Consider the following 25587-nt stretch of genomic DNA (forward strand, 5'->3'; position numbering starts at 1 on the left):
GGGTGAACATGTTGTGCCGATCACACGAGCCCCCGATGAAGCAGCTGTCACACCCCCGGCGTACGCTGTATGGCTGTCATAGGCCGCCCCTGCCGCTCCCCCGCGACGTCGCGGCACGGTCTGGCCACGGGGGAAAAAACGGGGAGTTGCGGTGCTCGAGGGGATCGAGGACGTGGGATCGCTGACAGCGGGCCCATGGATCTATGTGGTGGTCGCGCTGTCGGTCCTACTGGACGTGTTCGTACCGGTGCTGCCCAGCGGCGTCCTGGTGATCACGGCCGCCACGGCGGCGGCCGCGGGCTCGGGTGCCGCGACCGGAGAGGTTCCCGGTGAGGTGCCGGACATCCTGGCCCTGACGCTCTGTGCCGCGACGGCCTCCGTCCTGGGCGACCTGGTCGCCTACCGCCTCGCCTGGCGCGGCGGCGCCCGGCTGGACCGCGCCATCGCCCGCTCCCGCCGCCTCACATCTGCGCAGGAACGTCTCGGCGCTGCCCTGGCCCGGGGCGGCGGCGCCCTGGTGGTGCTGGCCCGGTTCGCCCCCGCGGGCCGCTCGGTGGTCTCCCTGAGCGCAGGCGCCACCCACCGCAGCCCCCGCGACTTCCTCCCCTGGTCCGCCCTGGCGGGCCTCGCCTGGGCCGTCTACAGCGTGGCCCTCGGCTATTTCGGCGCCCAGTGGCTGGGGGCGACATGGCTGGCGACGGGAGTGTCGGTGGCGGCGCTGTTCGCGGCGGGAGCGGTGGCGACGTACCTGGTGCGGCGGAAGCCGGCGTAGGAGTACGGCGGCCCGCAGGACGCAGGACGCAGGACGCAGCGGGCCTACGGCCCGGAAGACGCACGGCCATGGCGTATGCCCGGCCGATGCCCTGGCCGTACGCTCACCCGCTCCCGCCTCTGCTCCCGCTCGCGCTACCCGGCCCTGCGCGCCGTCGCGGTGGCTCCTCGCACCTCCAGGCCGTCGAGCAGCTCGGCCGTGGCCTCGGCGATCGCGTCCACGGCGCGGTCGAAGACCTCCTGGTTGTGCGCGGCCGGGGCCCGGAAGCCGGAGACCTTGCGCACGAACTGCAGGGCGGCGGCGCGGATCTCCTCTTCCGTGGCTTCTTCGGGCAACACGGGCGGACGAAGTGTCTTGATGCTGCGGCACATGCTTCACAGTCTCCCTCGGGGAGGGCCCCCTCTGCCATGATCGAGTCCGAGGCGGCCACCGTCGAGGGACGGGGTCGACCGACGAGGAGGAGTGCATCGCATGACGGCGAACGACGAACTCACCGTGGCGGTACTGGGTCCGGGCGGCATAGGCGGCCTGCTCGCGGCGCTGTTGTCCCGGTCCGGCCACCGCGTCATCTGCCTGGCCGGCGACGAGACGGCGAAGACCCTGCGTACGAGCGGGATCCGCGTCCGCAGCGGACTGTTCGGGGACTTCACGGCCCCCGTCGAGGCGGACACCGAGCTCCGCGAACCGGTCGACGCCTGTCTGATCGCGGTCAAGGCCACCGCCCTCGACGCGGCGCTGACCCGCGTCCCGCCCGCCGCGCTGGGCGACGGGCTGGTCGTACCGTTCCTGAACGGCGTGGAACACCCCGAGCTGCTCCGCACCCGGTACCGCCCGGACCGGGTGGCCCCCGCCGCCATCCGCGCCGAGTCGACCCGCGTCGCCCCGGGGGAGATCGAGCACGGCACCCCCTTCGCCGAGATCGACCTCACCGGCGACCCGGTACCCGACGACCGCCTGGACGCTCTGGCACAGGTCCTCGACGCGGCCGGCCCCACGACCCGGGTCCACGCCGACGAGGCGGCGACCCTGTGGGCGAAGATGTCCCTGCTGGCGCCCTTCGCCCTGCTCACCACCCGCTACGCCCTCCCCGTCGGCGAGGTACGCACCCGCCACCGCGAGGAGTTGCTGTCCCTCGTCGATGAGGCGACGGCCGTCAGCGGCGCGTGCGGCGGCCCCGCGGATCCGGCCCAGGCCCTCACCCGCTACGAGGCCTTTCCGCCGACCACGAAGTCCTCGATGCAACGCGACGCCGAGGCGGGCCGCCCGCTCGAACTGGACGCCATCGGCGGCGCGTTGCTGCGCGCGGCACAGCGGCACGGGGTACCGGCGCCGGTGGCGACCCGCCTGGTGACCGAGTTGAGGGCCGCGGGCCACTAGGTCGAACACGGCATGGCCGCACGTGCTCTTCCGTGCCGATCATGCCCCCACACACTCGTTCGCATGAACCGCCCAAAGGCACTCGCAACCCAAAATCGAACAGGCGTAGCATTGCCGCGTGGCTACGCCCTATGACTTTCCGAGTGACCTCCTGGCCGGTCAGGAGGAGCTGCATCAGGTCCGGGCCGAGCTGTCGGCCCTGCTGAAGCGTCTCCCCTGGTCGGTCGCACCCCTGGACGGCTTCAGCGACGACAACGGCTGGCGCAAGGTCGAGCGCCCCGCCTCCCCCGGCTGGACGGAGGACGAGCAGGCGGCGGTGGAGAAGCTCCGCCAGCGCGAGCACGAGCTCGCGGTGTTCGTCAGCGGCCACCGCTTCTGGTCGGAGGTCGCCGCGGCGGAACGGATGGACGCCCGCATGAAGCTGAAGCACGCCCACGGTGCGGACGAGCGCTGAGTGATCCGGGCCGGCGGACCTGCCCCCGAAGCCTCCCCACCGTGCCCCACGGCACCATCGCCCAGCAGGCCTTCCGGCCTCGACGAGGCCGATGTCCGTCCGTGACAGCGCATGATCACGGCGCGTCTTGGCGTCCCGCTTCCAACTGCGCGGCCCTGAGGCGGTGGACTCTTTTGAGTGCCTGACGCCGGCGCCACTGCCACCATCGCAGCTCGTACCCCAGGTCCACTCGGCATGCGTCGGTGAAGGCTCGCTGCGCCTCCATTGCCAGAACCACAGCACGCGCATACGCCTCCGCGTCACCACCAGCCGCGCCGATGGCCTCACTTGTGGCCGCCAGGGCCTCCTCGGCGGCGTGAAGCGGTTCAGGTGATGCGACCAGCCGCATCTCGAAGTACGCCTGGATCAAACCCGTACGACGCTCATGCATCATCTGCAAGAGCTGTCGAGAGCGGGTGCGACTGATGAACAGGCCGCTGATCTGCTTCTCCTCGCGCAACAAGTCGGCGAAGGCGAGCGCCTCACAGACGGAGTCGAGGAAGGTGCGGTACACCTCGCGCCGCTCTTTGCGGCTCCCAAGCTTGATGCCGGGCTCTGGAGCCAGCTTCTTCGTTGCGACGCCCACCAGGGCCCGAGCCCCAGCAGATGCCGCCGCAGTGACTGGGTCCACGTGGCGAGCTCCCGTGATGGCTGATTAACGGTCCGCTCGGTATACGCGGTAGGGGCAACCTACCTGCCTATGTGCGCACTTCGACCCACTTCGCCCATCCTGAACGACAACTGTAGTTGCGCTCGCGACGATCACGCCCCCCTCGTCATTTCCGGATCCCGATTCTCCTATGTCACAGAACCATTGCAGTGTCTTCACACGTCCCACACATCGGTTAGATTCACCCTCCACGCAATTGCGCCAAGGGGGGCACATGAGCCAGCAGTACCCGCAGCAGCCCGGATACGGGGCACCACAGCAGCCGACGCAGCCCGGATACGGCTATCCGCAGCAGCCCGGCTGGGGCGCTCCCCCGCCCCAGCCGCCGAAGCGGAAGACGGGCAAGGTCCTCGGCATCATCGGCGGCGTATTCGTCGGCCTCATCGTGATCGGCGCCATCGCTGGCGGTGGTGGCGACGACTCCTCCGACGGCAGCAACAAGGACAACGCCGTCGCCGCTACTTCGGACAAGCCCAAGGTTGCCGAGGAAGCCGCCGACAAGCCTGCGGAAGAAGCCGCTGACCAGCCTGCGGAGGAAGCGCCGGCCGAGGACAAGAGCCAGGCCGAGCAGTTCAAGGACTGCGTCACCAAGTCGGGCACCGCCGCCGAGAAGGCAGCCGTCGGACACGTCACCAAGGTGACCGGCGCCGACAAGAGCAACGACATCCTCGACTCCGCCGAAGTCTTCACCGACTACAAGGGCGGGTTCATGAGTGAGAACGCCGGCGACGCCAAGCTGATCGCCTCCGCGTTCGCGTCCTGCTACGAGTCGAAGAACGGGCTCGTCACGGTGTACGGGAGTGACGGCGACATGATCTCCAACGGGAACTACTGACCCGTCGCCGACCGGCCCGGCCCGCGCCCGTGCGCGGCCGGGTCTTCGCGTGCCCGGAGGTGACCATGGCCGTCAACCGGGACAAGCGGGCACATCGCCCGCGAGATCGGCCGAGCTCAGCGCACCGTCAGTCTCATCGCTGCGAAGCTGGAGCTCACCTTCGACACGTCGATGACGGAGGGAGCCACCGCCCACCGCGTCGCCCAACTCGCCGCGCTCCGGGTAGACACTGCCCTGGACTTCGCCTGGGAAGAGGTCGACGAGCCGCCGGCCGCCGACAAAAGGTCCCTCATGACCGCGGCCGCGATCGCCCTGGAGAAGCCCCGCAAGCTCGTGCCGCCCGCCGCCCGCCACCCGCCACCCGCCGCCCTCGGGCGGAGGGGGCATTTCGCCGTGTCGGCATCCGACCGTTATGGGGGAGCAGGTAGCTGAACGTGCAGGAACATGATGGGTTGTACCCCTCACGATCAGCCCACTTCCGCTGCTGCAATGGGAGAGCCCACCTCCTCAAGTCGGCCTGGACAGCGTGAACTTGAGGAAGCGGGATCCCAACACCACCGCAGTTGAGGAGGCGTCTCGTGCACAAAAACCGTAGCGCTCGTCAGGACGAATCCAAAGGGCTGAAGTCGGCTCTCGGCATAGCACTTGCTGGTGTGTCCGCCGTCGCAAACCTGATCCGTCTGGTCCTCGACGTTGTTCGCCACTGAGCCGTGTTCCCCTCTCGCCTTCGGGCGGGAGGGGCATTTCGACGTGTCTCAGCGCACGTTCAGCGTCCTCCGCGCACGGTTGATCACGTTCTGCGCGTCCGCCCCGTACACAGCGGACTCGCTCAGCGTTTCCCACACACGTCGGTAGGAGACCACCGTCTCGTTGTCGTCCAGCCACAGTTCGGCGTGCCAGTCCTCGGCGATGACGAGCGTGTTGTCGAGGATCCAGAAGCCGTTGGCGGTGGGGACCTTCAGAGACGCGCAGAGGGGGATGATTCCGAGCTCGATCGTGTCCATCCCAATTTGGCCCGCCAGACGGTCCAGTTGAGCAGCGAGCACGGACGGCGGGCACACGAGGGCGTGCAGCGCGGGCTCCCACACCAGCGCGTGGAATCGTCTGCCGCCCTGGTACAGCCACGACTGCCGCTCCATGCGGGAGCGGACGGCCTCGTCCGTGTCTCGCTTGGTGCCCTGGAGATCGGCGTACCGCAGGAAGATGTGCCGCGCGTAGTCCGCGGTTTGGAGCATGCCTGGGATGACGGCCTCTTCCCAGGCGTGGATGACGCGGGCCTGGTCCACGGCCACGTTCCAGGTGTCCTGGACGGGCCGGTGGCCGGCGCCTAGCTGGCGGCGCCATGAGCGGATGTGGGACTCGAACCCCTTGAGGCGGGCTACCAGTTCCTCGGCGGTGTCCGCGTGGCCGACGGCCTCCGCCCATGCCTGGAGGTCCTTCGGGATCGCTGTCTGCCGGCCGCCCTCCAGCTTGTACACCTTGGAGTGCGGCCAGCCGAGCCGTTGCGCGAGCTGCGTGCCGGTGAGTCGGCCTCCCACGGCGGACATGCGTAGCTCCCTCAGGCGTCTGCCGAGGGCCTCGCGTGCCTGCTGGTAGTCCGTGCTCACCGGTGCCGGGTCAGCCCTTCAGCTGTGCCGCGAAGGCGTCGTACGGGATGGAGGCGTGCACGGCCGCGTCGCGAACCTGGCAGTGGCGGAGCACTTCGGCGGGCTCGGTGATGATCTCGACGTCATGGAAGGCGTCCTGGTCGTCGAAGCGGAGCATGGCGACCAGTCGCGAGTCGAAAAGCCAGAAGTCCTCGGCGGGCAGGTGGGCCCGGTCGGCGTCTTCGCGCCACAGGTTGCGGGCGTCCTCGCCGGTGGCCGCGTTGCAGCGGGCGTAACTCAGGAGGAACCGCTGGCCGTCGGTCGGCGGGTTGTCGACCACACGCACGCGGCCGACGTACTTCCCGGCCGCCGTCTGCCGGCGGATCTTCTGGCACCAGTCGCTGTCGAGGTCGCACGGGGCATCGCCGGTGGCGAGGAACTCGTCGAAGCCGAGGTCTTCGCGGTCGGAGGCGTAGCCGCGGCGGGTTTCCAGGTGCCATGCCGAGTGCTCGAACGTCTCGAAGAGTCGGCCGAACTCCTCCGGATCGATGATGTGCGGCACGCGGCGCATCTCCTTGGGGCCGTGGTTCACGAGCAGTTCGCGGGGGACGGCTACGGCGGTGTCCCCCGAGCCGAAGTGCTGGAGCTGGGCGAGGTCATCGGCGGCTGTGAGCGGCGTCCCCTGGACGATGATCTCGCCGCTGTCGAGGTCCTCGTGAACTGCGGGGCAACCCCCGTTCTTGCTGTCGGTGCCGTTGAACCGAAGCCGTCGCGCCATGGTCGTCTCCCGCCAGTACCGGATCGGTCGTCTACAGCATCGCCAGGCTCGGCGACCCCTATTACGGGGCACGCACGGCGTTGTGAGACCACCCGAGACCATTCCGTGAGCCGGAGAGAACATTCGAGAACATCGCATGGCGGCTGTCAACGAGGCCTCCGTAGCGTCCTGTTCATGGTCAAAGCCGGCATGCTGATCCGACGAGAGGGGCCAACGGAATGAGTACGACGGAGTCGACGGACACGTCGCCGGGGGTCACCTCGATGAGTGCCGCAGCTGGCTGGTTCGTGGAACAGCCCACGCTGCCTCGCCACGAGAGCCTCAAGATGTGGTCCGAGGACCTCACGGGCTTCCTGGAGCGCCTGATCCCTGCGGTGGAAGTGCTCGCCGGGAGCCTGCCGGAGGACGACGTTTCGGCGAGGGCGGCGATGGTCGGTGTCGGGGAAGCGCACCGGAGGCTGCGCGAGCCGGGCGCGGCGGGCCTGAACGGCGAGACCGAGCGCGTGGGGCGACTGGCCCGGTCCGTCATGGCACTCTGCGACCACCACGTGAACCTGAGCGGCACCAGCAGGCCGCTCAGCGTATGCGCAGGCCATGTACCTGACGTGAGGCATGTGCGCACAGTCGAGAATCAGTCCCACAGCGTGCAGACCGAGGTCGAGTAGGGGCACCTGCCACCAAGGCATGCCATCCCCGGCACAGACGGATGACGCAAGGCGTACCCTGTCCGCCGGAACGCGCACCGCCGTCCCGCTCGGCGGCGCAGATGCCGCTGAGCAGTGATCAAGCCCCCATTCGGGTGATCAAACCATGATCACCGGGGGTGTGGGCTCTGCGCGGACTCCGGCAACGAGAACGACCCCCCGGAGATCTCTCCGAGGGGCCGCGAAACCCTAGCTGAGCTGGGATTTATCTACTGGTGGGCGCGGACGGTTTCGAACCGCCGACATCCTGCTTGTAAGGCAGGCGCTCTACCCCTGAGCTACGCACCCGAGAACGAGTCGACAGCCTACCTTGCCCGGGGCCATCTCCCGCAAACCCGTTTCACCGGCGGTCAGGGGGGTCCTGGGGTTATCCCCACCACGTATCCGGGAGCATCCCGGATCCCGCCCCGGACCCGGGATCCGTACGGTCGAAGCACCGTCTCACTCCTGGGCCGAAGAGGTCGGCCCGGGGAAGTCTCAGGGGGAGATCGTCATGACCCGTACCGTTCCCGTCCGCGCCGCCGCCGTCGCCGGAGCCGTCGTGGTGCTCGTCGCGGGTCTCGCCGCCTGTGGGGCCTCCGCCGGGGACGACAAGGAGCCCGAGCACCGGTCGTTCGCGCTCGAGGGCCGGACCCTCACCGTCGACTCCGACGACTCGGCGCTGGAGATCGTCGCCGCCGACGCGAACAAGGCGGGCACGGTGGAGGTCACCCGGTGGTTCCAGGGGACGGTCGCGATCGGGTCGGACCCGAAGGTGACCTGGTCGATGGAGGACGACCGGCTGGTGCTGCGGGAGAAGTGCTCGGGCATGATCGCCGACTGCTCCACCAAGCACCGCATCGAGGTGCCGCGCGGGGTCACCGTGAAGGTGGAGGACGGGGACGGCAGCGTGCGGGCGCGGGGATTCCGGGATCCGTTGAGCATTCACACGGGGGACGGGGGCGTGCATGTCACCGACTCCAGCGGTCCTCTGGACCTGAAGACCGGGGACGGGTCCGTGCGGGTCTCGGACGTCTCCTCGCGGCAGGTGAAGGCGCAGACCGGGGACGGCTCGGTGCGGCTCGAACTGGGCACCGTGCCGGACCGGGTGGACACCCGCACCGGCGACGGATCGGTGACGATCGAGCTGCCGCGCGCGACGTACCGCGTGACGACCCAGACCGGCGACGGCTCGGTGGATGTGTCCGTGCCCCGTAACGACACCAGCTCCCACCGGGTCTCCGCCCGCACCGGCGACGGAAAAGTCACGGTCCGAACCGCGAACTAACCGGCCCGTGTGTTCGTCCTAAACCGGTGGGAGAATGACACCGGGCAGGGTGAATGACAGCACGGGAGAGGGATGTGACGGCGACACCTCGAGAGCCGAACTCGCCGTCAGTGCCGCGGGCGCATAAACATTCCGCGCGGGGCGCAGCGCAGCCCGCACCCAGCCTCTTCCGCGGCTCGCGCCAGGCACTGCGTGACACCCTCGCCCTCGCCGCCCTGCCCCTCGTAGTCGCCCTCGCGCTGCCCGCCGCCTTCGCCGGCGGTGGCACCCGGCGCTGGTTCGGCGGGCGGGCCGAGAGCCAGCGGGCCGAGGCGCAGGCCGCGAAGGACGCCGCGGCGGCCGCGTTCTACGAGCTGGACACCGCCCAGCGGGATCTGCGGATCTCCATCGAGACGATCGCGGCGGTGGACGCCTCCCCCGCCGCACGCCGGGCGATCACCGACTTCGAGGCCCTCGGGCGGCGTATCGACGAGGTCTCCCACCAGTACATCCAGGCCGTGGACGCCCACGACCTCGACCGCGACGACCTGGAGGCCTCGGCCGCCGCCCACGCCCGTACGCAGCTGGCGAAGGCCAAGGACGATCTCGACAACGTCAGGCGCGAGCTGGACCGCTTCACGGACGGCCTCGGCCCTCTGCTCGGCAAGGCCGAGACCCAGCTGGCCCGGCTCGCCCCGGCCGTGGAGCGCGCCCGCCAGGGCCTGCTCGCCGCGTCGAACGCCCTGGACGGCGTCCGGGGATCGGGGCTGAAGGCGGACGACCTCGCCGCGCGGCTCGCGGCGCTCGGACCGGAGCTGACCAAGCTGAACCAGGGCGCCGGGCAGCATGGCGTACCCCAGACGCTGGAGCGCGCCGAGCGGGTCGCGCGGGAGGCGGAGTCGGTCCGGGTGGAGGCCGAGCGGCTGCCGGAGAAGGCGGCCGAGATCGACCACCGGCTCGTCTCACTGCGCACGCGCGCCCAGGCGCTCACCACCCGCGCCGGGCAGGTCGAGCCGGTGCTGAGCGAGCTGCGGCGGCGGTTCACGGCGGCCTGCTGGCAGGACCTCCAGGGCGTCCCGGACGGGGCCGCGGAGAACGTACGGCAGGCGGAGCTGAAGCTGAAGGAGGCCCGGACCGCGCGCGACGAGCAGCGCTGGCCGGACGCCACCGCGCTGCTGTCGACGGTCCGGGCGCTGCTGAACGGCACGGACGAGTCGGTGTCCGCGGCCGGCGACCGGCTGCGCCGGCTGAACGCCGTGCAGAAGGATCCGCAGCAGGAGATCGACCGGACCCGCTTCGCGATCCGGGACGCCCAGCGGCTGGCCATGACGGGGCGGAACACACCCGACCCGCGGCACGCGCGCCCCCTGGACGAATCCGTCGCCCGGCTGGAGCGGGCGATCGGCACCCTGGAGGGGCGTCACCCGGACTACTGGCACTTCCTGACCGAGACGGAGGCGGTACGGCAGACGGTGGCCGGGGTCGTCTCCCAGATCCGCGAGGAGCGCGGGGCCGCGCACTGAGCCGTACCGCCTCGGTCCCGGGATGATCAGGTGCGGTAGGCGTAGTACGCGGCGTTCGGGTCGGACGCGATGATGCTCGCCAGCGAACGCCGGTAGGTGTTCGAGGAGTGGTACGTCAGATACGGCACGCCCTGCGGGCTGCGGTAGGTGACGATCATCGTGTGGTCCTTGGACCCGTTCTTGTCGAAGTCCATCTGGAGCACGTCACCGACGTCCATCTGGTAGACGCTGGCGAGGCCGGTGGTCCGCTTGGAGTTCTGGGCGAACCAGGACCACTCGTTGACGCCGACGAACGAGTGCGACTGGATCTCGGCGTTGCCGAACCACTTGGTGTAGTCGTACACATAGCCGGGCGCGTGCTTCCAGCCGCCGGCCTTCAGGGACTGGCTGACGAAGTTGGTGCAGTCGCCGCCGGCGCCCTGCCCGTTGAAGTCCGGGTAGTCCTTGTTGTAGTTCCTCCAGTACTTCTCCGCGTAGGCGGCCATGGCCTTGTAGTCCAGGGCGGTGCCGGTGACGGCCTTGGGCTTGGCCGGTGCGGGGTAGGTGGTCGCGGCGCGCGGGGCCGACGGCATGGTGTCGTCCACGGCGGGCGCCTTCACGGACGGCTTGGCGAGCGTGTTCACCGCGACGCCTTGGTCGGTGTCGCGGATGCCGGTCAGCTGCCAGTCGCCGTGACGGTCGGCGGTGAAGGTGAGTTCGTGCCGGGCCTGGAACCCGGTGGTCCTCGGCTCGTCGCCGCGGACCTTGTCGTAGGTCAGGGTCGTGGTCTCGGTGACCGCGGCCTTGGCCGTACGGCCCGTCACGCGCGTGGCGTCCAGGGTGACGGCGGTGTCGGCCTTGCGGTACCTCTCGCCGAGCCGTGCGAGAAGGTCCTTGCGCCGGTCCAGCGTGGACAGGGCGGTGTCCTCGCCGCGGGCCGCCCGGGAGGACAACCGGACGTCGCCGGAGAAGCCGTCGGTCAGCGGCTTCCGGCTCTGCCCGCCGTCGACCAGGGCCTGGGTGCGGTCGGTGAAGACCGCGTCCGCCAGTCGCTGGAAGGTGGCCCTGGTCCTGGCGTCCACCGTCGGGTCGTCGACGACCGCGGCGCCGGCGTTCCAGGTGGGGAGCAGTGCCGCTCCGGCGGCGATCGAGGCGGCGGCCGCCCCGACTATGGTGGCGCGGCCGCGCGTACGGGTCAGTTTTCTTGATCTCACGGGGATTCTCCTCGCCCGGGGTGGTCGAACCCGGGCAGGGAATGTCTACACGATCTCCTCAACTGTGAAGAACCCGGGGGTAGTTGAGCAACCCACTACTTCACCACCGTCGACCAGTCCGGCGACTGCGCCGGGTCCAGACCGCGCAGCCGCCGCAGGGTCTCCGGCTTCTGTACGTCCATCCAGTCGGCGAGCTCCCTGAAGGACACGCACTTGACGTCCTTCTTCGTGCACACGTCCTTGATGACCTCGTCGACGGCCTTCATGTAGATGCCGCCGTTCCACTCCTCGAAATGGTTGCCGATGAAGAGCGGGGCCCGGCTGCCGTAGTAGACCCGGTTGAAGCCGGCCATGTAGGTGTCGAGTGTCTCCTGCTGCCACTCGGTGTGTCTGGCCGGGTCGCCCTCGGTCTCACCGTCGGACTGGTTGTAGAGGAAGTTGAAGTCCATCGACAGGCCCTGGAAGTCGCCGCCCTCGTACGGGAGCATCTGGAGCGGGAAGTCCCAGATGCCGTTCTTCTTCGTGGGCCATATCTGGAAGTCGCCGGTGGAGCTGGCGTCGTAGCGCCAGCCGTAGCCCTTGGCGGCCTTCAGCAGGTTCGACTGGCCCTCCAGACAGGGCGCGCGACCGCCCGTGACCTCCTTCCTGAAGTCGAACGGCAGCGGGGCCAGGTCGGTGTGGCCGGTGTTGGTCTTCCAGTGCTCCACGAAGTCGTAGAACTGGTCGATCTCGCTCTTCCACTCCGCCACGCTCCAGTCGTCGCCGCCCTTGGCTCCGCAGAAGTGGCCGTTGAAGTGGGTGCCGATCTCGTTCCCGTCCTTCCACGCCTTGCCGAGCTGCTCCAGCGTGGTGCGGATGTGCTCGTCGGTGGCGAAGCTGATCGCCGCCGAACCCTTGGAGTGCTGAGGCGGGGAATAGAGGTCCTTCTTGTCCTTGGGGAGCAGGTAGATACCCGTGAGGAAGAAGGTCATGTGGGCGTCGTACTTCTTCGCCAACTCGCGGTAGTGCGAGAAGAGTTCGTCGTCGCCCTGCAGCGCGCCGTCCCAAGAGAAGACGACGAACTGGGGCGGCTTCTCACCGGACTTGAGCGGCTCGGGCTTCAACTGGCCTTTCGGCGGGCCGGTGTAGGAGGTCGAGCCGTCGCCGAGGACCTTCGTCCTGCCGTCCCACTCGGGTTCCCCGCTCGGCTCGGCGGAGGCCCGCCGGTCGGCGTCCCGGGCGGCGGAGGACGCGGTGGGGGTGGCGCTGTGCGTACGGTTCAGGACCAGATAGCCGCCGACGAGGGACGCGACGACGAGGAGGGCCGCCAGGGTCAGCATCCCCGGAGGCGGGTTGCGACGGGGTTCGCGGGGGCGGCGGCGACGGCCGGACGGTGACATCATGCGCGGCTCATTCTGCGAGGGGGTGGGGGGTTGGGGGGCCGGTCGCCGGGTCAGCCGAGACCCAGGGCGCCGGAGAAGATGTCGTAGGGGACGCTGTCGGCGGGGGTGCCGGCGACGCCCTTCAACGGCAGTGGTTCGAGGCTCTTGGTGAGATCGATGCGGTAGGCCACGACGGCCGTCGACACCGAGGCGGCGGTGCCGACGTACCAGGCCGCGGTGTCGTCCTGGGTGGTGCCGACCTTCCCCGTCACGCGCGGGGCGGTGGCCGCGGTCACCGGATGGGCGAGGGAGAAGGCGGACCGGAGGGCGGACTGGACCTGCTCGGCCACCTTCGCCGGCACCGCACGGCGGGAGGCGGGCTTCGCCAGCCCCACCTTGGAGCCGTTGCGGGTGATCCGGGCCACCGAGTACGGCTCGGCATGCGTGCCCGCGGCGGCGAACGTGGCGTACCCGCTCGCCATGCGGATCGCGCTGGGCGTGGCGCTGCCCACGGACAGCGCCGGCACCTGCGGGCCGAAGCTGGAGGCGAGCAGACCGGCCGCCTCGGCGGTCCGGCGCACCTTGTCCAGGCCGGTGTCCATGCCGAGCTGCATGAACGGTGTGTTCACCGACAGGGCGAGCGCCTGGTGCAGGCTGATCTGCCCGTGGTCCTCCCCGCCGTCGTTGCGGGCGGCGACCTGTTTGCCGCCGCGGTCCCAGTAGGGCCCCTCGGGCGTCCTGACCGGCACTGAGTCGTCGCCGTCGTACAGCGTCCGAGGGGTGACCTCGGTCGCCGCGCCGTCGCGGGTCTTCTGGACGCCGTGGTGGAGCGCGGAGGCGTACACGAAGGGCAGGAAGGCCGAACCGGCGGGCACGGTGGTCGCGTTGGACTCGTTGTAGCCCTGCTTACGGTGGTCAGGGCCGCCGTATACGGCGAGGATCCGTCCGTCGGTGGCGACCGAGGCGGCGCCGTAGTGCGCGGTGCCCGCCGTGGCCGGATGGTCCTTCCGCGCCTGCTTGCGGGCCTTGGTCACGGCGTCGGTGAGCGCGGTCTCCCGCTTGCGGTCGAAGGTGGTGTAGATCTGGTAGCCGCCGAGGTCGAACTGCTGGTCCGTCAGGTGCGCGGCCTTCTTGGCGTACTGCGCGGCCAGCTCCACCAGATAGTCGCTCTGCTTGCCGGTGTCGTAGCCCCGGGCCTGCTTCAACGGCTCGGGGAACTCCCGGTACTTGGCCCGCTCGGCCGGCGACAGCCTGCCGATGTCGACCATGCGGTCGAGGATCCACGACCAGCGCTCCACCGCCCGCGCGTGGTTGGCCTTGCTCAGCGCGGGGTCGTAGAGGGCGGCGCCCTTGAGGAGGGAGGCGAGGACGGCGGCCTCGCTCACGTTCAGCTCGCCGACGTCCTTGCCGTAGTAGGCCTGGGCGGCGCGCTGCATGCCGTACGTGCCGCGGCCGAACCAGCTGGTGTTGAGGTAGCCCTCCAGGATGTCGTCCTTGCTCATCCGGTTGTCCAGCTTCAGGGCGAGCATGGCCTCGGTGAACTTGCGGCCCACCGAGCGGTCCTGGTTGAGGTAGACGTTCTTCACGTACTGCTGGGTGATCGTGGACCCGCCCTGGGTGTCGCCCTCGCCGAAGGTGCGCCACACGGCACGGGTGAGGCCGCTGAGCGAGATGCCCGGGTCGCGGTAGAAGCTGGCGTTCTCCGCGGCGAGCACCGCCCAGCGGACGTCCTCGGGTATGTCTTTCAGCGGCATGTCCTGCCGCCGCACCCAGCCGGTGCGGGCCATGGGTGTCCCGTCGGACCAGAAGTAGACGTTGTCCTGCTGGGTCGCGTACGAGTTGAGGTTCTCCGGGATGTCCGTGGCGGCGTAGGCGACGGTCAGGGCCGCGGTGGTCAGACCGAGGAAGGTCAGCACGGCTCCGAGCCACTGGCGCCAGGAGGGCATCCAGCGGCGCCAGCCGATGCGGCCGGGGCGCGGGTACCGAGGCCGAAGACGGCGCAGGTGAGGGACGAGACGTGCGGCCCAGGGGGCGGCGAGGCCCCTGAGCCGGGACAGGGCTTCGGGGCGCGCGGCCCTGCGGCGGTGTCCCCGTGTACGGGATGTTCCTGTGTCGACGGAAACGTCTGAGTCACGGGATAAGCCCGCCTCGACCGTCCGCAGTTGCACGGTCTCGTCCGGCGGGAGCACGGGGACCTTTAACTGCATGGTCTCGTCCGGCTCCTGCCCAGCCCTGGTCATGGCTGCGCCCCTCCCCGCATTCGGTCGTGCACGCGCGGAAGGGCATGGCCGCCGCGGTCAACGGCAGCGCGCCCCCTGTTCCCCCGGCCTTACGGCTCCTCGCGTCGATCGAAAATATCAGTGACCTTTTCAAATTCTCCACACCGGTACCGGACAGGTTTGATCGCAAACGGTTGCAGAGGGGTGTGTATCCGGTCAGGCCGATTAGTCTGTGACCATGCCTCGCTACGAGTACCGATGCCGCAGCTGCGGCGACACGTTCGAACTGAGCCGTCCGATGGCGGAGTCCTCCGCGCCCGCGAGCTGCCCGGCCGGGCATGACGACACCGTGAAGCTCCTGTCGACGGTGGCCGTCGGCGGCACGGCAAGCGCCCCCGCGGCGCCGAGTTCTGGCGGCGGCGGGGGCGGGTGCTGCGGCGGGGGCTGCTGCGGCTGACGGCTACTGAGGCGCCCGCGTCTCCTTCAGGAACTCCCGCAGGATCCGCTCGCCCGCCAGCACCCCGCGCTCCGGCAGCGCGCTGATCGCCGGAGCCGTCCACTCGGCGTCCGCGAGCTCGCCGTGGCCCGGGCGCCAGCCCTTGTCGGCGGCGAGCAGCAGGTCGGCGTCGAGCAGGGAGTCGCCGGCGGCCAGCGTCAGATCCGCTCCGGTGCGGCGGGCGACCTCGTGCATGGCGGCGCTCTTGGTGAGCGGCTTCGGGACGGCGTAGATCTTGCGGCCCTGCAGCGACACCGTCCAGCCGCGGTTCTCCGCCCAGACCGCGAGCTCCTTCACCCATTCCTCGGGCAGCAGCTCGCGCTCGACCACGAGGTAGGCGAAGAGGTCCTCGGCGATCCGGTGCTTGCGCACCCACGCCGGGGACGCCGACGCCATCAGATGGTCCTGCACCTCCGCGAGCGGCGCGCACTGCTCGGCGAGCCGGGCGGCGACCCGCGCGCTCCAGTCGGGGTCGGCGACGCCGTCGACGAGGATGTGGCCGCCGTTGGCGCAGATCGCGTACTTCGGCTCGGGGCCCGGCAGGTTGATGCGCTGGTACTGCTTACGGGTCCGGGTCGTGGTCGGCACGAAGACCGCCGCGTCGCCGAGATCGGTCAGCAGCTGCGCCGCCGTCTCGGTCATGTACGACAACGGCTTACTCTCGTGCACCTCCACGCACAGCAGCCTCGGCGCCCGCGCGTCCGGCATGGTCAGCGCGAGGGCCGCGGCGGAGTAGATCAGCGTACGGTCGAGGTCGCTCGCCACCAGCACCGGCATCAGACGTTCACCGCCTTGCCGTCGGCGCCCGTCGCGCCCCGCGTGTACTTGGGGTGGATCAACCCCACGCAGGTGTACGGCAGTTCCGCCACCTCTTCCACCGGTACCCCTCTCTGTTCGGCCAGCAGTCGTACGTGGTCCAGGTCGGCGCCCGCCCCGGCTCGCGCCAGGATCTTCCACGGCACCCGGCGCAGCAGCACCCGCGTGGTCTCGCCGACGCCCGGCTTGACGAGGTTCACGTCGTGGATGCCGTACTCCTCGCTGATGCGCTCGACGGCCGCCCAGCCCTCCCAGGTCGGCTCGCGGTCGCCGGACAGCAGCTCCTTGGCCGTCGCTTCGACGGCGTCCGCGACCTCCGGGAAGCGGGCGGAGACGGCGTCAAGGAAAGCCACGGAGACATCGGTGCCGGCGAGTTCGCGGTAGAACTTCGCGCCGTGGTAGTCGTGCGGGCCGACCAGGTCGGCGCGCAGCACCGTGCGCGAAATCAGGCCGGACACCGTTGAGTTGAGACACGCTGACGGGATGAGGTAGTCGTCGCGGGTGCCGTACGTCCGCACGCAGGAGCCCGGGTCGGCCAGTACGGCGATCTCCGGGTCGAAGCCGGTGACGCCGTCGGACGCCTCGAACTCCCGTATCGCCGCGGTCAGTTCACGGGTGATGGCGCCCTTGCCGGTCCAGCCGTCGACGAAGACGACGTCCCTGGGGTCGTGGTGCCGGGCCAGCCAGCGCAGGGCGTTGGCGTCGATGCCGCGGCCGCGCACGATCGAGACGGCGTAGTGGGGCAGTTCGAGGTCGTGCCGGAACTGGGCCCAGCGGCGCATGAGGACGCCCACGGGGGTACCGGCGCGGGCGAGGGAGACGAGCACCGGACGCGGCGAGCGCTCCGCCAGCACGAGCTCGGTGACCGCGCCGACCGCCTGCGCCAGCCGCGCCGCCGACTCCTCCAGAGCCGTGTGGAACAGCTCCTGGTACTGCTCGCTGGGCTGGTACTCCACCGGCAGCGACTCCGCGTAGTGCGCGCCACCGCTCTGGATGGCCTCCTCGCGCTCCTCGGTCGGCGCCTCCAGCGTCACGTCCGAGAGGTCCTGCAGCAGCCAGCCGACCTCCTCGGGGGCGTACGAGGAGAAGGCGGGGCCGCGGAGGGGCTCGGGCAGCATCGGGGGCCTTTCGGGAAGGGCCAGGGGCCCGGGGACGTACGACGGCACGACCGCCAGCAGGACCTGGGGGGTGTGGGCGGCCAGCTGTGCCAGCAGTCCGTCGGGGGCGTGCAGTTCGGGGGTGTCGGCGGTCGAGTCGACGACGGCTATGACGGCGTCGAAGGCGGCGCCCGCGACGTTGTAGGCGTAGCGCTCGCCGGGGCCGTCCGCCGGGTCATCGTGGGCCGGGAAGACCAGGCGGGTGCGTATCGCGTAGCCGGGGTCGTCGACCGCGAGGACGGGCGAGCGGGTCGTGGTCGAGTAGCGGACCTCGACGTCGGCGACCTGCTCCAGCTCACGGGCCAGCCGGAGCGGGGTGTACATCAGCTCCTCGAAGCCGAGCACGAGGACGCTTCGCGTGTCGGCGGGGAGTGCCTCTGCGAGGCGGGCCGTCATGGCGGGGAGGGCGTTCTCGAGACGGGTGCGGTGGGTGGGGGTGAAGCCGTGGCGACCGCCGTCGGGGAGACCGGCGGGCCAGTGCAGGTCCATGCGGGTGATGTGGGGGTGGGTGCGGTTGCCGTCCGGGTGCGGGCCGGTGGGGGCTGGTCGCGCCCCTGGGGGGTTGACTGCAACGCCCTCAAGGGGCGCGGGGAACTGCGCGGCCGGCCCAGACGGCGCCGCAGACGACACACGACCTCCCGCGGCACTCTCGGCCTCGTACCGCGCCACCAACGCCTGCCCCTTCTCCAGCACCCCCTCGGGCAGCCGTACGGTCCCCGAAGCCGCCGCAACCAGATCCACCCGCGCACCGATCTCCCGCGCGAACTCCTCCAGCCGCCCGGCATCCTTCGCGGACCGCATGTCCACCAGCGCCACCACGACATACCTCCGCCGCGGATACCGCTCATGAAGATCGCGCACGGTGTTCAGCACCGTGTTCCCCGTGGAGAACTCGTCGTCGACCAGAACCAGCGGCCCGTCCCCGACCAGCAGCGCCGGATCCTCCGGGAGCAGCAGATGGGACGTGGCGTGCGAATGGGACTCCTCGAAGCCGCCCGCCCGCGCGACACCGGCGACCGGGCGGCGGGTGGAGTGCAGATACGGGGCCAGGCCGACACCGTCGGCGACGGAGTGGCCCAGACCGGTCGCCGTCTCCGCGTATCCGAGGACGACCGCCCGGGCGGCCTCGTCGGCGCCGAGCAGCTCCCGCACCCGTCGGCCGAGCGCGAAGCCGGCGCCGTAGACCACGGAGGGTGACTGCGGTACGTGCTTGCCGAGCACATTGGAGACCAGCAGATGGGCCCGCTTGGGGTTGCGGCGCAGCGCCAGCCCCAGCATCCCGGTGAGCCCGTCGTCGCCCACGAGCTGGACCCCGAGCCGCTCGGCGACCCAGCTCCCGGACCAGACCCCGTTGTTCACTGCCTTGTTCATGCGTCCCTTGGATATAGAAGCCGGTCAGCTGGATCGAAGCCGGTCGGCCCGGTTCAGCCCGGAATCCCGGCGGCGAGCAGCTCCACGAAGCCGATGTCCTCATTGGCCACGCCGAACACCTCGGCCCGCAGCATGGTCCGCTCGGCCCAGGCGCGGTGCGGCTTCACCTCATTCATCTTGTTCGTGTACTGCGACCTGAGTACACCCCCACCGCCGCGCTCCGGCTTCAGGATGTCCTCGGCGTCACTGAACTCCTCGTGACTGACCACGGAGAGTGCGTGCACGGGCAGCACATGGGAGGGGTGGATGCAGGTCTTGCCGAGCAGGCCGTTGGCGTGGTCCATCGTGATCTCGCGCAGCAGGCCGTCCATGGAGTGCTCGATGAGTGCCTCGCGCAGCTCCTCGGCCTGGCCCTCGAGGAAGGGGCTGCGGCGCAGCTGGGGCTTGAACATACGTTCCTGCACCCGGAAGTACTCCCACACCGGCCCGGTCACCGTGAATCCGGTGCCGTCGGCCCGGCCCAGCATGTTCACCACGTCGGCGATCACCGAGGCGACGATCTGGACGTCGTACGCGGTCATGTCCGGGGCCCGGCGCAGCCCGTACGACGAGCAGAAGTCGGTCACCCCCAGCCGCAGCGCGAGCACCCGGTCCCGGTACTTGTCGACGGCACGGAAGACGCCCTCCAGGGTCTCCACGCGCGACTCGCGGTAGAGCAGCTCGGGCGACTCCAGCACCGGCATGGCGAACAGCCGGCGTCCGCTGTGCGCCTCGGCGGTCGCGAGGGCCTCCAGGAAGGGCATGCCGCGCTCGCCGGTGAACTTGGGCAGCACGAATCCCGACAGCAGCCGGACCGCGGGTCCGAGCCGCCCCACGAGATCGGGGATCTGTTCGGGCGTGCGGACGCGGATGAAGAGCAGCGGCAGGCCGGCCTCGTCGCGTCTCGCGAGGTCGGTGAACTGCCGGACGAGGTTCTCCTCGCCCTCCGGCACGTCCTCGTCGCCGATCGAGTCCTCCAGGCACAGCACCATCGAGACCACGCCGCGTCCGGCCTGCTTGACGATGTCGTCGGCGAGCTGCGGCCGGGTGGCCGGACTGTAGAGCGTGGCGCCCAGGGCCGCGGAGAGCAGCCGGGCCGGGGAGTCGGCGGTGAATTCGCACGGCTCCTGATGGAAGAGGCGCTGTCGCACCTCCGGGGCGATGTGCCCGAAATGACGCATAGAGCTCCCCCGTGGCGACTCTGTGGCCCCTGTGACCCGTTCACAGGTGGCCGGTAATAGTACGTAGATACCCATGTCAGGGGTTCCCGACGGGCATGAATTTCTGGTAACGCGGACAAACACGACCACGCACGTCATTCATACCCCGCGTTGTCGTGACCAGGACGGAGAGGGCAGGATTGCCGCATGACGCACGCGATGTTGAAGGGGTCGAACGTCCCACTCGAAGCCACCACGGTGCGCGCCGTGCTGCACTGGACGCCCGGGCAGGGGGTCCCGGATGTCGACGCCTCGGCTCTGCTCCTCGGTCTCGACGGTCGTGTGCGCTCCGACGAGGACTTCGTCTTCTACAACCAGCCCCGGCACCCCTCCGGGAAGGTCTGGCGACTCGGCAAGAAGCGGCACGCCGAGGGCCTCACCGACACGATCCAGACAGATCTCGCCGGTGTCGAGTCCGGCGTCGGTCAGATTCTGCTCGTCGCATCGGCGGACGGCGTCGCCTTCGACCGCGTACGGGACCTGCGCATCGTGCTGTACGACGCGGCGGCCGCCGACGGTGATCCGCTGGCGTACTTCGACATCAAGCCGGAGACCGGCCAGGAGACGGCCCTGATCTGCGGCGAGCTGTACCGCCGCGGCGAGGGCTGGAAGTTCCGCGCGCTGGGCGAGGGCTACTCGGACGGCCTCAGGGGCCTGGCCACGGACTTCGGCATCTCCGTCGACGAGTCGGAGGCCATGGATCCCACGCCGGCGCCCGAGGTCTCCCAGCCACTGCCCCCGGAAGAGCCGACGACCACACTCCCGCCCCAGCCGTCCTACGGCTATCCCCAGCAGCCCCCGCCGACCCAGCCGGCGTACGGCTACCCCCAGCCGACCAGTCAGCCGGCCATGGCCCAGTCGGGTTACGGCTACCCCCCGCCGGTGACGGCCCCGGGCCCGGCCCAGGAGTTCCGCCTGCCGCCACAGGGCCCGCAATTCATCGGACGGTGACGGGAGCGCCCCTTCGGGGGCGCCGAGCTAGTGGACGACTACTTCTCCGCCTTGGTCTTGTAGCCACGTCCCCATTGCAGTCCCCACCCGAACAACCGGTCCAGCTCCGCCTGGAACCCGTAGACGAACTTCACCTCGCGGCGGACCCAGATCTCCCCCTTCACGTTCTCGATCATCACCACCGCACAGGACCGGGCCTGGGGGTGACGCTCGTCCAGGCCTATCTCGATCCGGGGCCCATTGCTCGGATAGAGCGTGACGATCGCGTGCGTACGGTCGAACGCCGGCGTCTGGTCATAGATGTACACAAAGACCAGCAGCCGCTTGATGTTCTCCCGGTGATCAAGGTTGACGTAGATCGTCTCCCCGGACGCCGACCCGAACCGGTCGTCGCCGCTGAGCTTCACATACGGCGGCGAGTTGACGTCCCCGAGGAACCCGCCCAGCGGCTGGACGACGCCCTTCGTCCCGTCGGTCAGCTCATACAGCGCCCCGAGGTCGAGGTCGACGTTGACCATGCTCTGGCTGTGCCCGAGCACCTCCGGTGGCCTGAGCGCCTTGAAGGGGTGCCGCAGCAGACTCTCCCGCTGTGACCCCCCGATGTCGGACGTCCGCATCCGCCAGGTCAGATTGATCCGCAGATGCCCGGTCGCCGCGCCCTGCTTGGTGAGAGAGACCCGGTCGTGGCGCTTCGTCAGCTCGATCGAGTTCGACGACGCGCTGCCCGAGTCGAAGTCGGCCGCCCGGCCACGCCAGAGCCCGTCCAAGAAGCCCATTCCGCCCCCACGTCCCACGCAGACCTGCGTTCACTGGAAAAACCGGCGGGGCGGCCGGAGCCCGGCCGCCCCGCACAGAGCGTTCCTCACCCGCGGGGGTGTCACACCCCGGACGAGACCTCAGTCTTCTCGTCCGAGCCCTCGGCTTTTCCCTCCGCGGCCGCCAGCGCGCGGTTGCGGCGGACCGAGGACCAGAAGGACCAGGCGATCAGGGCGACACCGATGAGGCCGGTGACGACCTCGGGGATCTCGTACTGGATGGTGACCAGCAGGAGCATGGCGAGCGCGCCGATCGCGTAGTGCGCGCCGTGCTCCAGGTAGACGTAGTCGTCGAGGGTGCCCTGCCGCACCAGGTACACGGTCAGCGAACGGACGTACATCGCGCCGATACCGAGACCCAGCGCCATCAGGACGATGTCGTTGGTGACGGCGAAGGCGCCGATCACGCCGTCGAAGGAGAAGGACGCGTCCAGGACCTCGAGGTAGAGGAACATGAAGAAGGCGGCCTTGCCGGCCAGGGCCACCGCGGAGCGGGGCTTGCCGCTGCGCTCGGCTTCCTCCTCCGCCTCGTGCTCGCGTTCCTCCTCCTCTTCGAGCTTGTCCTCGAAGAAGCCGGAGAGACCGCCCACGATCATGTACGTGATCAGGCCGCCGATACCGGAGAGCAGGACCGTCTCCGCCTTGTCGACGTGCGCACCGCCGTGCTGGTGGGCGTTGGCCGCGAAGGTCAGGGCGGAGATCAGCAGGACGATCAGCGCGATGCAGACCGACAGCATGTCGACCTTGCCGAGCTTGGCGAGCGGGCGCTCCAGCCAACCCAGCCACTTGATGTCCCGGTCCTCGAAGATGAAGTCCAGGAAGATCATCAGCAGGAACATGCCACCGAAGGCGGCGATCGCCGGGTGGGCGTCAGTGACGAGCTGCTGGTACTGGTCCTTGTCGCTGAGCGCGAGGTCGACCGCCTCGATCGGGCCCAACGAGGCAGTGATGGCGACGATGACGACGGGGAAGACCAGTCGCATACCGAACACGGCGATCAGGATGCCGACGGTGAGGAAGATCTTCTGCCAGAAGGCATTCATCTTCTTCAGGATTCCGGCGTTGACCACCGCGTTGTCGAACGACAGCGAGATCTCGAGGACGGACAGGATCGCCACGATGCCGAGGGCTTCCCACCCCCCGAAGAGGACCGCTGCAACCAGGCCGAGCGCGGTGACCGCGAACGACCAGCCGAAGGTTTTCAGAACCACTGGCTACCCAATCCTATGTGTACGGGGCTCCCGCGCGCCGCACTCGGCTTTACGAAGACTTTGAACCCGAAGTCTAGTCGGCCGCCCTTCGTGCCCCACCGGGGCCCGGGTTTTGCTCATATCGCGTTATGAGACGTTGACCCCGAAGTCGAGTGCGATGCCCCGGAGTCCGGACGCGTACCCCTGTCCCACCGCCCGGAACTTCCACTCCCCCTGGTAGCGATAGACCTCGCCGAAGATCATGGCGGTCTCGGTGGAGGCGTCCTCGCTCAGGTCGTAGCGGGCGAGCTCCTGGCCGTCGGCCTGGTTCACCACCCGGATGAAGGCGTTGCTGACCTGGCCGAAGGTCTGGCCGCGTTCGTCGGCCATGTGGATGGAGACCGGGAAGACGATCTTGTCGCAGTGGGCCGGCACCTTGGAGAGGTCGATCAGCAGCGACTCGTCGTCGCCGTCGCCCTCGCCGGTGAGGTTGTCGCCGGTGTGCTCCACCGAGCCGTCCGGGCTCTTGAGCTGGTTGTAGAAGACGAACCACTCATCGCCCAGCACCCGACCGCCGCTGCACACCAGGGCGCTGGCGTCGAGGTCGAAGGGGGCTCCGGTGGTGGAGCGCGCGTCCCAGCCGAGCCCGACCATCACCTGAGTGAGGTTGGGTGCGGCCTTGGACAGGGAGACGTTTCCTCCCTTGGCGAGCGTGACGCCCATGATGCTGGTCCTCCCCGCGTGATGCTTCTTTGGTTGTCCTGCGCATCCGGCGCCGTACCCAAACGGTACGGCGCCGGACTCAGCCAGTGATCTCCTGGACGGTCACGTCCGGGATGGTGAAACTCAGACGTTCACACCGAAGTCCTGCGCGATGCCGCGCAGGCCCGAGGCGTAGCCCTGGCCGATGGCGCGGAACTTCCACTCCGCACCGTGGCGGTACAGCTCGCCGAAGACCATCGCGGTCTCGGTGGACGCGTCCTCGCTGAGGTCGTAGCGCGCGATCTCGGCGCCGCCGGCCTGGTTCACGACGCGGATGAACGCGTTGCGCACCTGGCCGAAGGACTGCTGGCGGTTCTCGGCGTCGTAGATCGAGACCGGGAAGACGATCTTCTCCACGTCGGCCGGGACGCCCGCGAGGTTGACCTTGATCTGCTCGTCGTCGCCCTCGCCCTCACCGGTGAGGTTGTCGCCGGTGTGCTCGACCGAGCCGTCGGCGCTCTTCAGATTGTTGAAGAACACGAAGTTGGCGTCACTGCCGACCTTGCCCGTGTTGTTCAGCAGCATCGCGCTGGCGTCGAGGTCGAAGTCCGTACCCGTGGTGGTGCGGACGTCCCATCCCAGACCGACGATGACCGCGGTCAGGCCGGGCGCCTCCTTGCTCAGTGATACGTTGCCGCCCTTGCTGAGGCTGACTCCCACGAGTCCTCCATTGGTGTCCAGGGGCGGGGAGCCCCGCCGTGCGTTTGATATCGGATCAACGACTCGATCCTAGTGACGGGTTCCCGTGGCTTGCAGGCCTTGGTGGCCAAGAATCACAGGTGTCGGTCACCAGCGGGATCAGAGGGTGTCGAGCGCCTTGACGTACTCGCCGAGGTCGCGCGCGTCCGGCAGGGCGTTGACGACGGTCCAGCGGACCACACCCTCCTTGTCGATGACGAAGGTGCCGCGCACCGCGCAGCCCTTGTCCTCGGCGAAGACGCCGTAGGCGCGGCTGACCTCGCCGTGCGGCCAGAAGTCGCTGAGCAGCGGGTACTCCAGACCCTCCTGCTCGGCGAAGACGCGCAGGGTGTGGATGGAGTCGTTGGAGACGGCGAGCACCTGCGTGTCGCGGTCGGAGAACTGCGGCAGGTTGTCGCGCACCTCGCACAGCTCGCCGGTGCACACGCCGGTGAAGGCGAAGGGGTAGAAGAGCAGGACGACGTTCTGGGAACCGCGGAAGTCGGAGAGCTTCACGGTGGCGCCGTGGTTGTCCTTGAGCTCGAAGTCGGGGGCCTTGTCGCCGACCTGGATCGCCATCGTCGTGGATGTCCCTTCGGTGGGGCTGTTCGGGTGGAACCCACCCTATGCAGCGACCCCCCGGGCCCGTGCAGGAGGCCGGGCCGGGCATTTCGGCCCGACCCGGCATTGCCACCGGTTCTACTTCTTGGTCTTGGCGGCCTTGGGCGTCACCAGCCGACTGCCGCTCCAGTCCTTGCCGACGCTGACGCTCTTGGACGCCGACAGACCCGCCGTGGTCGCGGCTTCAGAGATGTCGCTGGGCTCCACGTAGCCGTCACGACCGGTCTTCGGCGTCAGCAACAGGATCGCGCCGCCCTCTTCGATGTACGTGGTGGCGTCCACCAGCGCATCCGTCAGGTCGCCGTCCTCGTCGCGGAACCACAGCACCGCGGCATCGGCAACGTCGTCGTAGTCCTCGTCCACGAGTTCGGTGCCGGTTACTGACTCAATGGCCTCGCGGAGTTCCAGGTCTACGTCGTCGTCGTAGCCGATCTCCTGGACCACCTGCTCGGGCTGGAACCCCAGCCTCTCGGCAAGGGTCCGTTCCTCCGCGTGGTCCGCGGTCGCGCTCACGGGTTGCCTCCTGATCATGTTTTGGGAATAACTCAGCCACGCGCGTGCGCGAAGCATTGGCCGTAGTCCACACGGGCGGGACGGATCGCGCAAGTACCCGGCCGTTCAGACCGCCGAAACGGTGACGATCCTGAACGTGTCACCGCAACTCCAGGCACGCCCTCATCGTCTCAGGGTGACGCGCACCACACCAATCTGCCC

The 25587-nt window shown here is 69.4% G+C and carries 26 protein-coding genes and 1 tRNA gene; 10 read left to right on the forward strand and 17 right to left on the reverse strand.

Going from position 1 to position 25587, the window contains the following annotated elements:
• Nucleotides 1–172: 172 nt before the first annotated feature.
• Nucleotides 173–772 (forward strand): DedA family protein, encoded by a 600-nt coding sequence (locus tag ACFQ6S_RS17515; RefSeq protein WP_383409832.1) that lies wholly within the window; start codon nucleotides 173–175, stop codon nucleotides 770–772.
• Between the two features lie 134 nt (nucleotides 773–906).
• On the opposite strand, the gene ACFQ6S_RS17520 is transcribed toward ACFQ6S_RS17515, so the two are convergent.
• On the reverse strand, nucleotides 907–1143 hold the full coding sequence (locus tag ACFQ6S_RS17520) for a DUF2277 domain-containing protein (protein WP_383409835.1): 237 nt from the start codon (nucleotides 1141–1143) through the stop codon (nucleotides 907–909).
• Nucleotides 1144–1243: 100 nt separating this feature from the next.
• On the opposite strand from ACFQ6S_RS17520, the gene ACFQ6S_RS17525 reads away from it, so the two are divergent.
• Nucleotides 1244–2149 carry a ketopantoate reductase family protein gene (locus tag ACFQ6S_RS17525; RefSeq protein WP_383409837.1) on the forward strand — a complete coding sequence of 302 codons (906 nt, stop codon included), beginning with the start codon at nucleotides 1244–1246 and terminating at the stop codon, nucleotides 2147–2149.
• A 118-nt stretch (nucleotides 2150–2267) separates the two neighbouring features.
• Nucleotides 2268–2603 carry a hypothetical protein gene (locus tag ACFQ6S_RS17530; RefSeq protein WP_383409840.1) on the forward strand — a complete coding sequence of 112 codons (336 nt, stop codon included), beginning with the start codon at nucleotides 2268–2270 and terminating at the stop codon, nucleotides 2601–2603.
• A gap of 115 nt (nucleotides 2604–2718) precedes the next feature.
• Here ACFQ6S_RS17530 and ACFQ6S_RS17535 read toward each other — a convergent pair whose 3' ends face one another.
• The gene (locus ACFQ6S_RS17535) at nucleotides 2719–3228 is read right to left on the reverse strand and encodes a hypothetical protein (protein ID WP_383409841.1); all 510 of its coding nucleotides are present in this window, start codon (nucleotides 3226–3228) and stop codon (nucleotides 2719–2721) included.
• A 298-nt stretch (nucleotides 3229–3526) separates the two neighbouring features.
• Here ACFQ6S_RS17535 and ACFQ6S_RS17540 point away from each other — a divergent pair, with 298 nt between their 5' ends.
• Both ACFQ6S_RS17540 and ACFQ6S_RS17545 read left to right on the forward strand, forming a co-directional pair.
• A complete protein-coding gene (locus ACFQ6S_RS17540) occupies nucleotides 3527–4147 on the forward strand; it encodes a hypothetical protein (protein ID WP_383409844.1) in 621 nt (206 codons plus the stop codon).
• A gap of 171 nt (nucleotides 4148–4318) precedes the next feature.
• Nucleotides 4319–4579, forward strand: a complete 261-nt coding sequence (locus ACFQ6S_RS17545) for a hypothetical protein (protein ID WP_383409847.1) — start codon at nucleotides 4319–4321, stop codon at nucleotides 4577–4579.
• A gap of 323 nt (nucleotides 4580–4902) precedes the next feature.
• On the opposite strand, the gene ACFQ6S_RS17550 is transcribed toward ACFQ6S_RS17545, so the two are convergent.
• A complete protein-coding gene (locus ACFQ6S_RS17550; RefSeq protein WP_383409850.1) occupies nucleotides 4903–5754 on the reverse strand; it encodes a helix-turn-helix domain-containing protein in 852 nt (283 codons plus the stop codon).
• A gap of 10 nt (nucleotides 5755–5764) precedes the next feature.
• Nucleotides 5765–6511 (reverse strand): DUF6879 family protein, encoded by a 747-nt coding sequence (locus ACFQ6S_RS17555; RefSeq protein WP_383409853.1) that lies wholly within the window; start codon nucleotides 6509–6511, stop codon nucleotides 5765–5767.
• 218 nt (nucleotides 6512–6729) lie between these two features.
• On the opposite strand from ACFQ6S_RS17555, the gene ACFQ6S_RS17560 reads away from it, so the two are divergent.
• Nucleotides 6730–7176, forward strand: coding sequence for a DUF6415 family natural product biosynthesis protein (locus ACFQ6S_RS17560; protein ID WP_383409856.1), 447 nt, complete (start codon nucleotides 6730–6732; stop codon nucleotides 7174–7176).
• 252 nt (nucleotides 7177–7428) lie between these two features.
• On the opposite strand, the gene ACFQ6S_RS17565 is transcribed toward ACFQ6S_RS17560, so the two are convergent.
• A tRNA-Val gene (locus ACFQ6S_RS17565) sits at nucleotides 7429–7503 on the reverse strand.
• 205 nt (nucleotides 7504–7708) lie between these two features.
• Here ACFQ6S_RS17565 and ACFQ6S_RS17570 point away from each other — a divergent pair.
• Complete coding sequence (locus ACFQ6S_RS17570) at nucleotides 7709–8482, forward strand: DUF4097 family beta strand repeat-containing protein (RefSeq protein ID WP_383409859.1); 774 nt, start codon at nucleotides 7709–7711, stop codon at nucleotides 8480–8482.
• Between the two features lie 74 nt (nucleotides 8483–8556).
• On the forward strand, nucleotides 8557–9984 hold the full coding sequence (locus ACFQ6S_RS17575) for a hypothetical protein (RefSeq protein ID WP_383409861.1): 1428 nt from the start codon (nucleotides 8557–8559) through the stop codon (nucleotides 9982–9984).
• A 26-nt stretch (nucleotides 9985–10010) separates the two neighbouring features.
• On the opposite strand, the gene ACFQ6S_RS17580 is transcribed toward ACFQ6S_RS17575, so the two are convergent.
• The 3 genes from ACFQ6S_RS17580 to ACFQ6S_RS17590 form a co-directional block, all read right to left on the reverse strand.
• Nucleotides 10011–11177 carry an amidase domain-containing protein gene (locus ACFQ6S_RS17580; RefSeq protein WP_383409864.1) on the reverse strand — a complete coding sequence of 389 codons (1167 nt, stop codon included), beginning with the start codon at nucleotides 11175–11177 and terminating at the stop codon, nucleotides 10011–10013.
• Nucleotides 11178–11272: 95 nt separating this feature from the next.
• On the reverse strand, nucleotides 11273–12559 hold the full coding sequence (locus ACFQ6S_RS17585) for a hypothetical protein (protein WP_383409867.1): 1287 nt from the start codon (nucleotides 12557–12559) through the stop codon (nucleotides 11273–11275).
• Between the two features lie 50 nt (nucleotides 12560–12609).
• Complete coding sequence (locus ACFQ6S_RS17590) at nucleotides 12610–14778, reverse strand: transglycosylase domain-containing protein (RefSeq protein WP_383409870.1); 2169 nt, start codon at nucleotides 14776–14778, stop codon at nucleotides 12610–12612.
• Nucleotides 14779–14995: 217 nt separating this feature from the next.
• On the opposite strand from ACFQ6S_RS17590, the gene ACFQ6S_RS17595 reads away from it, so the two are divergent.
• Nucleotides 14996–15214, forward strand: coding sequence for a zinc ribbon domain-containing protein (locus tag ACFQ6S_RS17595; RefSeq protein ID WP_383409873.1), 219 nt, complete (start codon nucleotides 14996–14998; stop codon nucleotides 15212–15214).
• Nucleotides 15215–15217: 3 nt separating this feature from the next.
• Here ACFQ6S_RS17595 and ACFQ6S_RS17600 read toward each other — a convergent pair whose 3' ends face one another.
• The 3 genes from ACFQ6S_RS17600 to ACFQ6S_RS17610 are packed head-to-tail and all read right to left on the reverse strand — an operon-like array spanning nucleotide 15218 to nucleotide 19817.
• Complete coding sequence (locus ACFQ6S_RS17600; RefSeq protein WP_383409876.1) at nucleotides 15218–16030, reverse strand: HAD family hydrolase; 813 nt, start codon at nucleotides 16028–16030, stop codon at nucleotides 15218–15220.
• Nucleotides 16030–18597: a phosphoribosyltransferase gene (locus ACFQ6S_RS17605; RefSeq protein ID WP_383409879.1), complete on the reverse strand. Its 2568-nt coding sequence runs from the start codon at nucleotides 18595–18597 to the stop codon at nucleotides 16030–16032. Before ACFQ6S_RS17605 ends, ACFQ6S_RS17600 begins: the two co-directional genes overlap by 1 nt.
• Nucleotides 18598–18650: 53 nt before the next feature.
• The gene (locus ACFQ6S_RS17610; RefSeq protein ID WP_383409880.1) at nucleotides 18651–19817 is read right to left on the reverse strand and encodes an HpcH/HpaI aldolase/citrate lyase family protein; all 1167 of its coding nucleotides are present in this window, start codon (nucleotides 19815–19817) and stop codon (nucleotides 18651–18653) included.
• 186 nt (nucleotides 19818–20003) lie between these two features.
• Between ACFQ6S_RS17610 and ACFQ6S_RS17615 the strand changes: the two genes are divergently transcribed.
• Complete coding sequence (locus ACFQ6S_RS17615; protein ID WP_383409883.1) at nucleotides 20004–20807, forward strand: TerD family protein; 804 nt, start codon at nucleotides 20004–20006, stop codon at nucleotides 20805–20807.
• Nucleotides 20808–20845: 38 nt separating this feature from the next.
• On the opposite strand, the gene ACFQ6S_RS17620 is transcribed toward ACFQ6S_RS17615, so the two are convergent.
• From ACFQ6S_RS17620 to ACFQ6S_RS17645, 6 genes are all read right to left on the reverse strand, one after another.
• Nucleotides 20846–21583 (reverse strand): Tellurium resistance, encoded by a 738-nt coding sequence (locus tag ACFQ6S_RS17620; RefSeq protein ID WP_383409885.1) that lies wholly within the window; start codon nucleotides 21581–21583, stop codon nucleotides 20846–20848.
• 101 nt (nucleotides 21584–21684) lie between these two features.
• Nucleotides 21685–22833: a DUF475 domain-containing protein gene (locus ACFQ6S_RS17625; RefSeq protein WP_383409888.1), complete on the reverse strand. Its 1149-nt coding sequence runs from the start codon at nucleotides 22831–22833 to the stop codon at nucleotides 21685–21687.
• 126 nt (nucleotides 22834–22959) lie between these two features.
• On the reverse strand, nucleotides 22960–23535 hold the full coding sequence (locus tag ACFQ6S_RS17630; RefSeq protein WP_383409890.1) for a TerD family protein: 576 nt from the start codon (nucleotides 23533–23535) through the stop codon (nucleotides 22960–22962).
• Between the two features lie 123 nt (nucleotides 23536–23658).
• Entirely contained in the window at nucleotides 23659–24234 is a 576-nt protein-coding gene (locus ACFQ6S_RS17635; protein ID WP_383409892.1) for a TerD family protein, read from the reverse strand.
• Between the two features lie 138 nt (nucleotides 24235–24372).
• Nucleotides 24373–24831, reverse strand: coding sequence for a peroxiredoxin (locus ACFQ6S_RS17640; RefSeq protein ID WP_383409895.1), 459 nt, complete (start codon nucleotides 24829–24831; stop codon nucleotides 24373–24375).
• A gap of 120 nt (nucleotides 24832–24951) precedes the next feature.
• On the reverse strand, nucleotides 24952–25386 hold the full coding sequence (locus tag ACFQ6S_RS17645; protein WP_383409898.1) for a DUF3052 domain-containing protein: 435 nt from the start codon (nucleotides 25384–25386) through the stop codon (nucleotides 24952–24954).
• Nucleotides 25387–25587: the final 201 nt, after the last annotated feature.

The organism is Streptomyces sp. NPDC056479 (genome assembly GCF_042795335.1).
Classification (GTDB): domain Bacteria; phylum Actinomycetota; class Actinomycetes; order Streptomycetales; family Streptomycetaceae; genus Streptomyces.

Excerpts from the sequence above, each read along its gene's own strand:
- ACFQ6S_RS17605 (WP_383409879.1), bottom strand. The coding sequence starts at position 18,597 with ATGAACAAGGCAGTGAACAACGGGGTCTGGTCCGGGAGCTGGGTCGCC.
- ACFQ6S_RS17570 (WP_383409859.1), top strand. The coding sequence starts at position 7,709 with ATGACCCGTACCGTTCCCGTCCGCGCCGCCGCCGTCGCCGGAGCCGTC.
- ACFQ6S_RS17540 (WP_383409844.1), top strand. The coding sequence starts at position 3,527 with ATGAGCCAGCAGTACCCGCAGCAGCCCGGATACGGGGCACCACAGCAG.
- ACFQ6S_RS17560 (WP_383409856.1), top strand. The coding sequence starts at position 6,730 with ATGAGTACGACGGAGTCGACGGACACGTCGCCGGGGGTCACCTCGATG.
- ACFQ6S_RS17610 (WP_383409880.1), bottom strand. The coding sequence starts at position 19,817 with ATGCGTCATTTCGGGCACATCGCCCCGGAGGTGCGACAGCGCCTCTTC.
- ACFQ6S_RS17525 (WP_383409837.1), top strand. The coding sequence starts at position 1,244 with ATGACGGCGAACGACGAACTCACCGTGGCGGTACTGGGTCCGGGCGGC.
- ACFQ6S_RS17585 (WP_383409867.1), bottom strand. The coding sequence starts at position 12,559 with ATGATGTCACCGTCCGGCCGTCGCCGCCGCCCCCGCGAACCCCGTCGC.
- ACFQ6S_RS17630 (WP_383409890.1), bottom strand. The coding sequence starts at position 23,535 with ATGGGCGTCACGCTCGCCAAGGGAGGAAACGTCTCCCTGTCCAAGGCC.
- ACFQ6S_RS17520 (WP_383409835.1), bottom strand. The coding sequence starts at position 1,143 with ATGTGCCGCAGCATCAAGACACTTCGTCCGCCCGTGTTGCCCGAAGAA.
- ACFQ6S_RS17640 (WP_383409895.1), bottom strand. The coding sequence starts at position 24,831 with ATGGCGATCCAGGTCGGCGACAAGGCCCCCGACTTCGAGCTCAAGGAC.
- ACFQ6S_RS17620 (WP_383409885.1), bottom strand. The coding sequence starts at position 21,583 with ATGGGCTTCTTGGACGGGCTCTGGCGTGGCCGGGCGGCCGACTTCGAC.
- ACFQ6S_RS17590 (WP_383409870.1), bottom strand. The coding sequence starts at position 14,778 with ATGACCAGGGCTGGGCAGGAGCCGGACGAGACCATGCAGTTAAAGGTC.
- ACFQ6S_RS17555 (WP_383409853.1), bottom strand. The coding sequence starts at position 6,511 with ATGGCGCGACGGCTTCGGTTCAACGGCACCGACAGCAAGAACGGGGGT.
- ACFQ6S_RS17600 (WP_383409876.1), bottom strand. The coding sequence starts at position 16,030 with ATGCCGGTGCTGGTGGCGAGCGACCTCGACCGTACGCTGATCTACTCC.
- ACFQ6S_RS17595 (WP_383409873.1), top strand. The coding sequence starts at position 14,996 with ATGCCTCGCTACGAGTACCGATGCCGCAGCTGCGGCGACACGTTCGAA.
- ACFQ6S_RS17545 (WP_383409847.1), top strand. The coding sequence starts at position 4,319 with ATGACGGAGGGAGCCACCGCCCACCGCGTCGCCCAACTCGCCGCGCTC.
- ACFQ6S_RS17615 (WP_383409883.1), top strand. The coding sequence starts at position 20,004 with ATGACGCACGCGATGTTGAAGGGGTCGAACGTCCCACTCGAAGCCACC.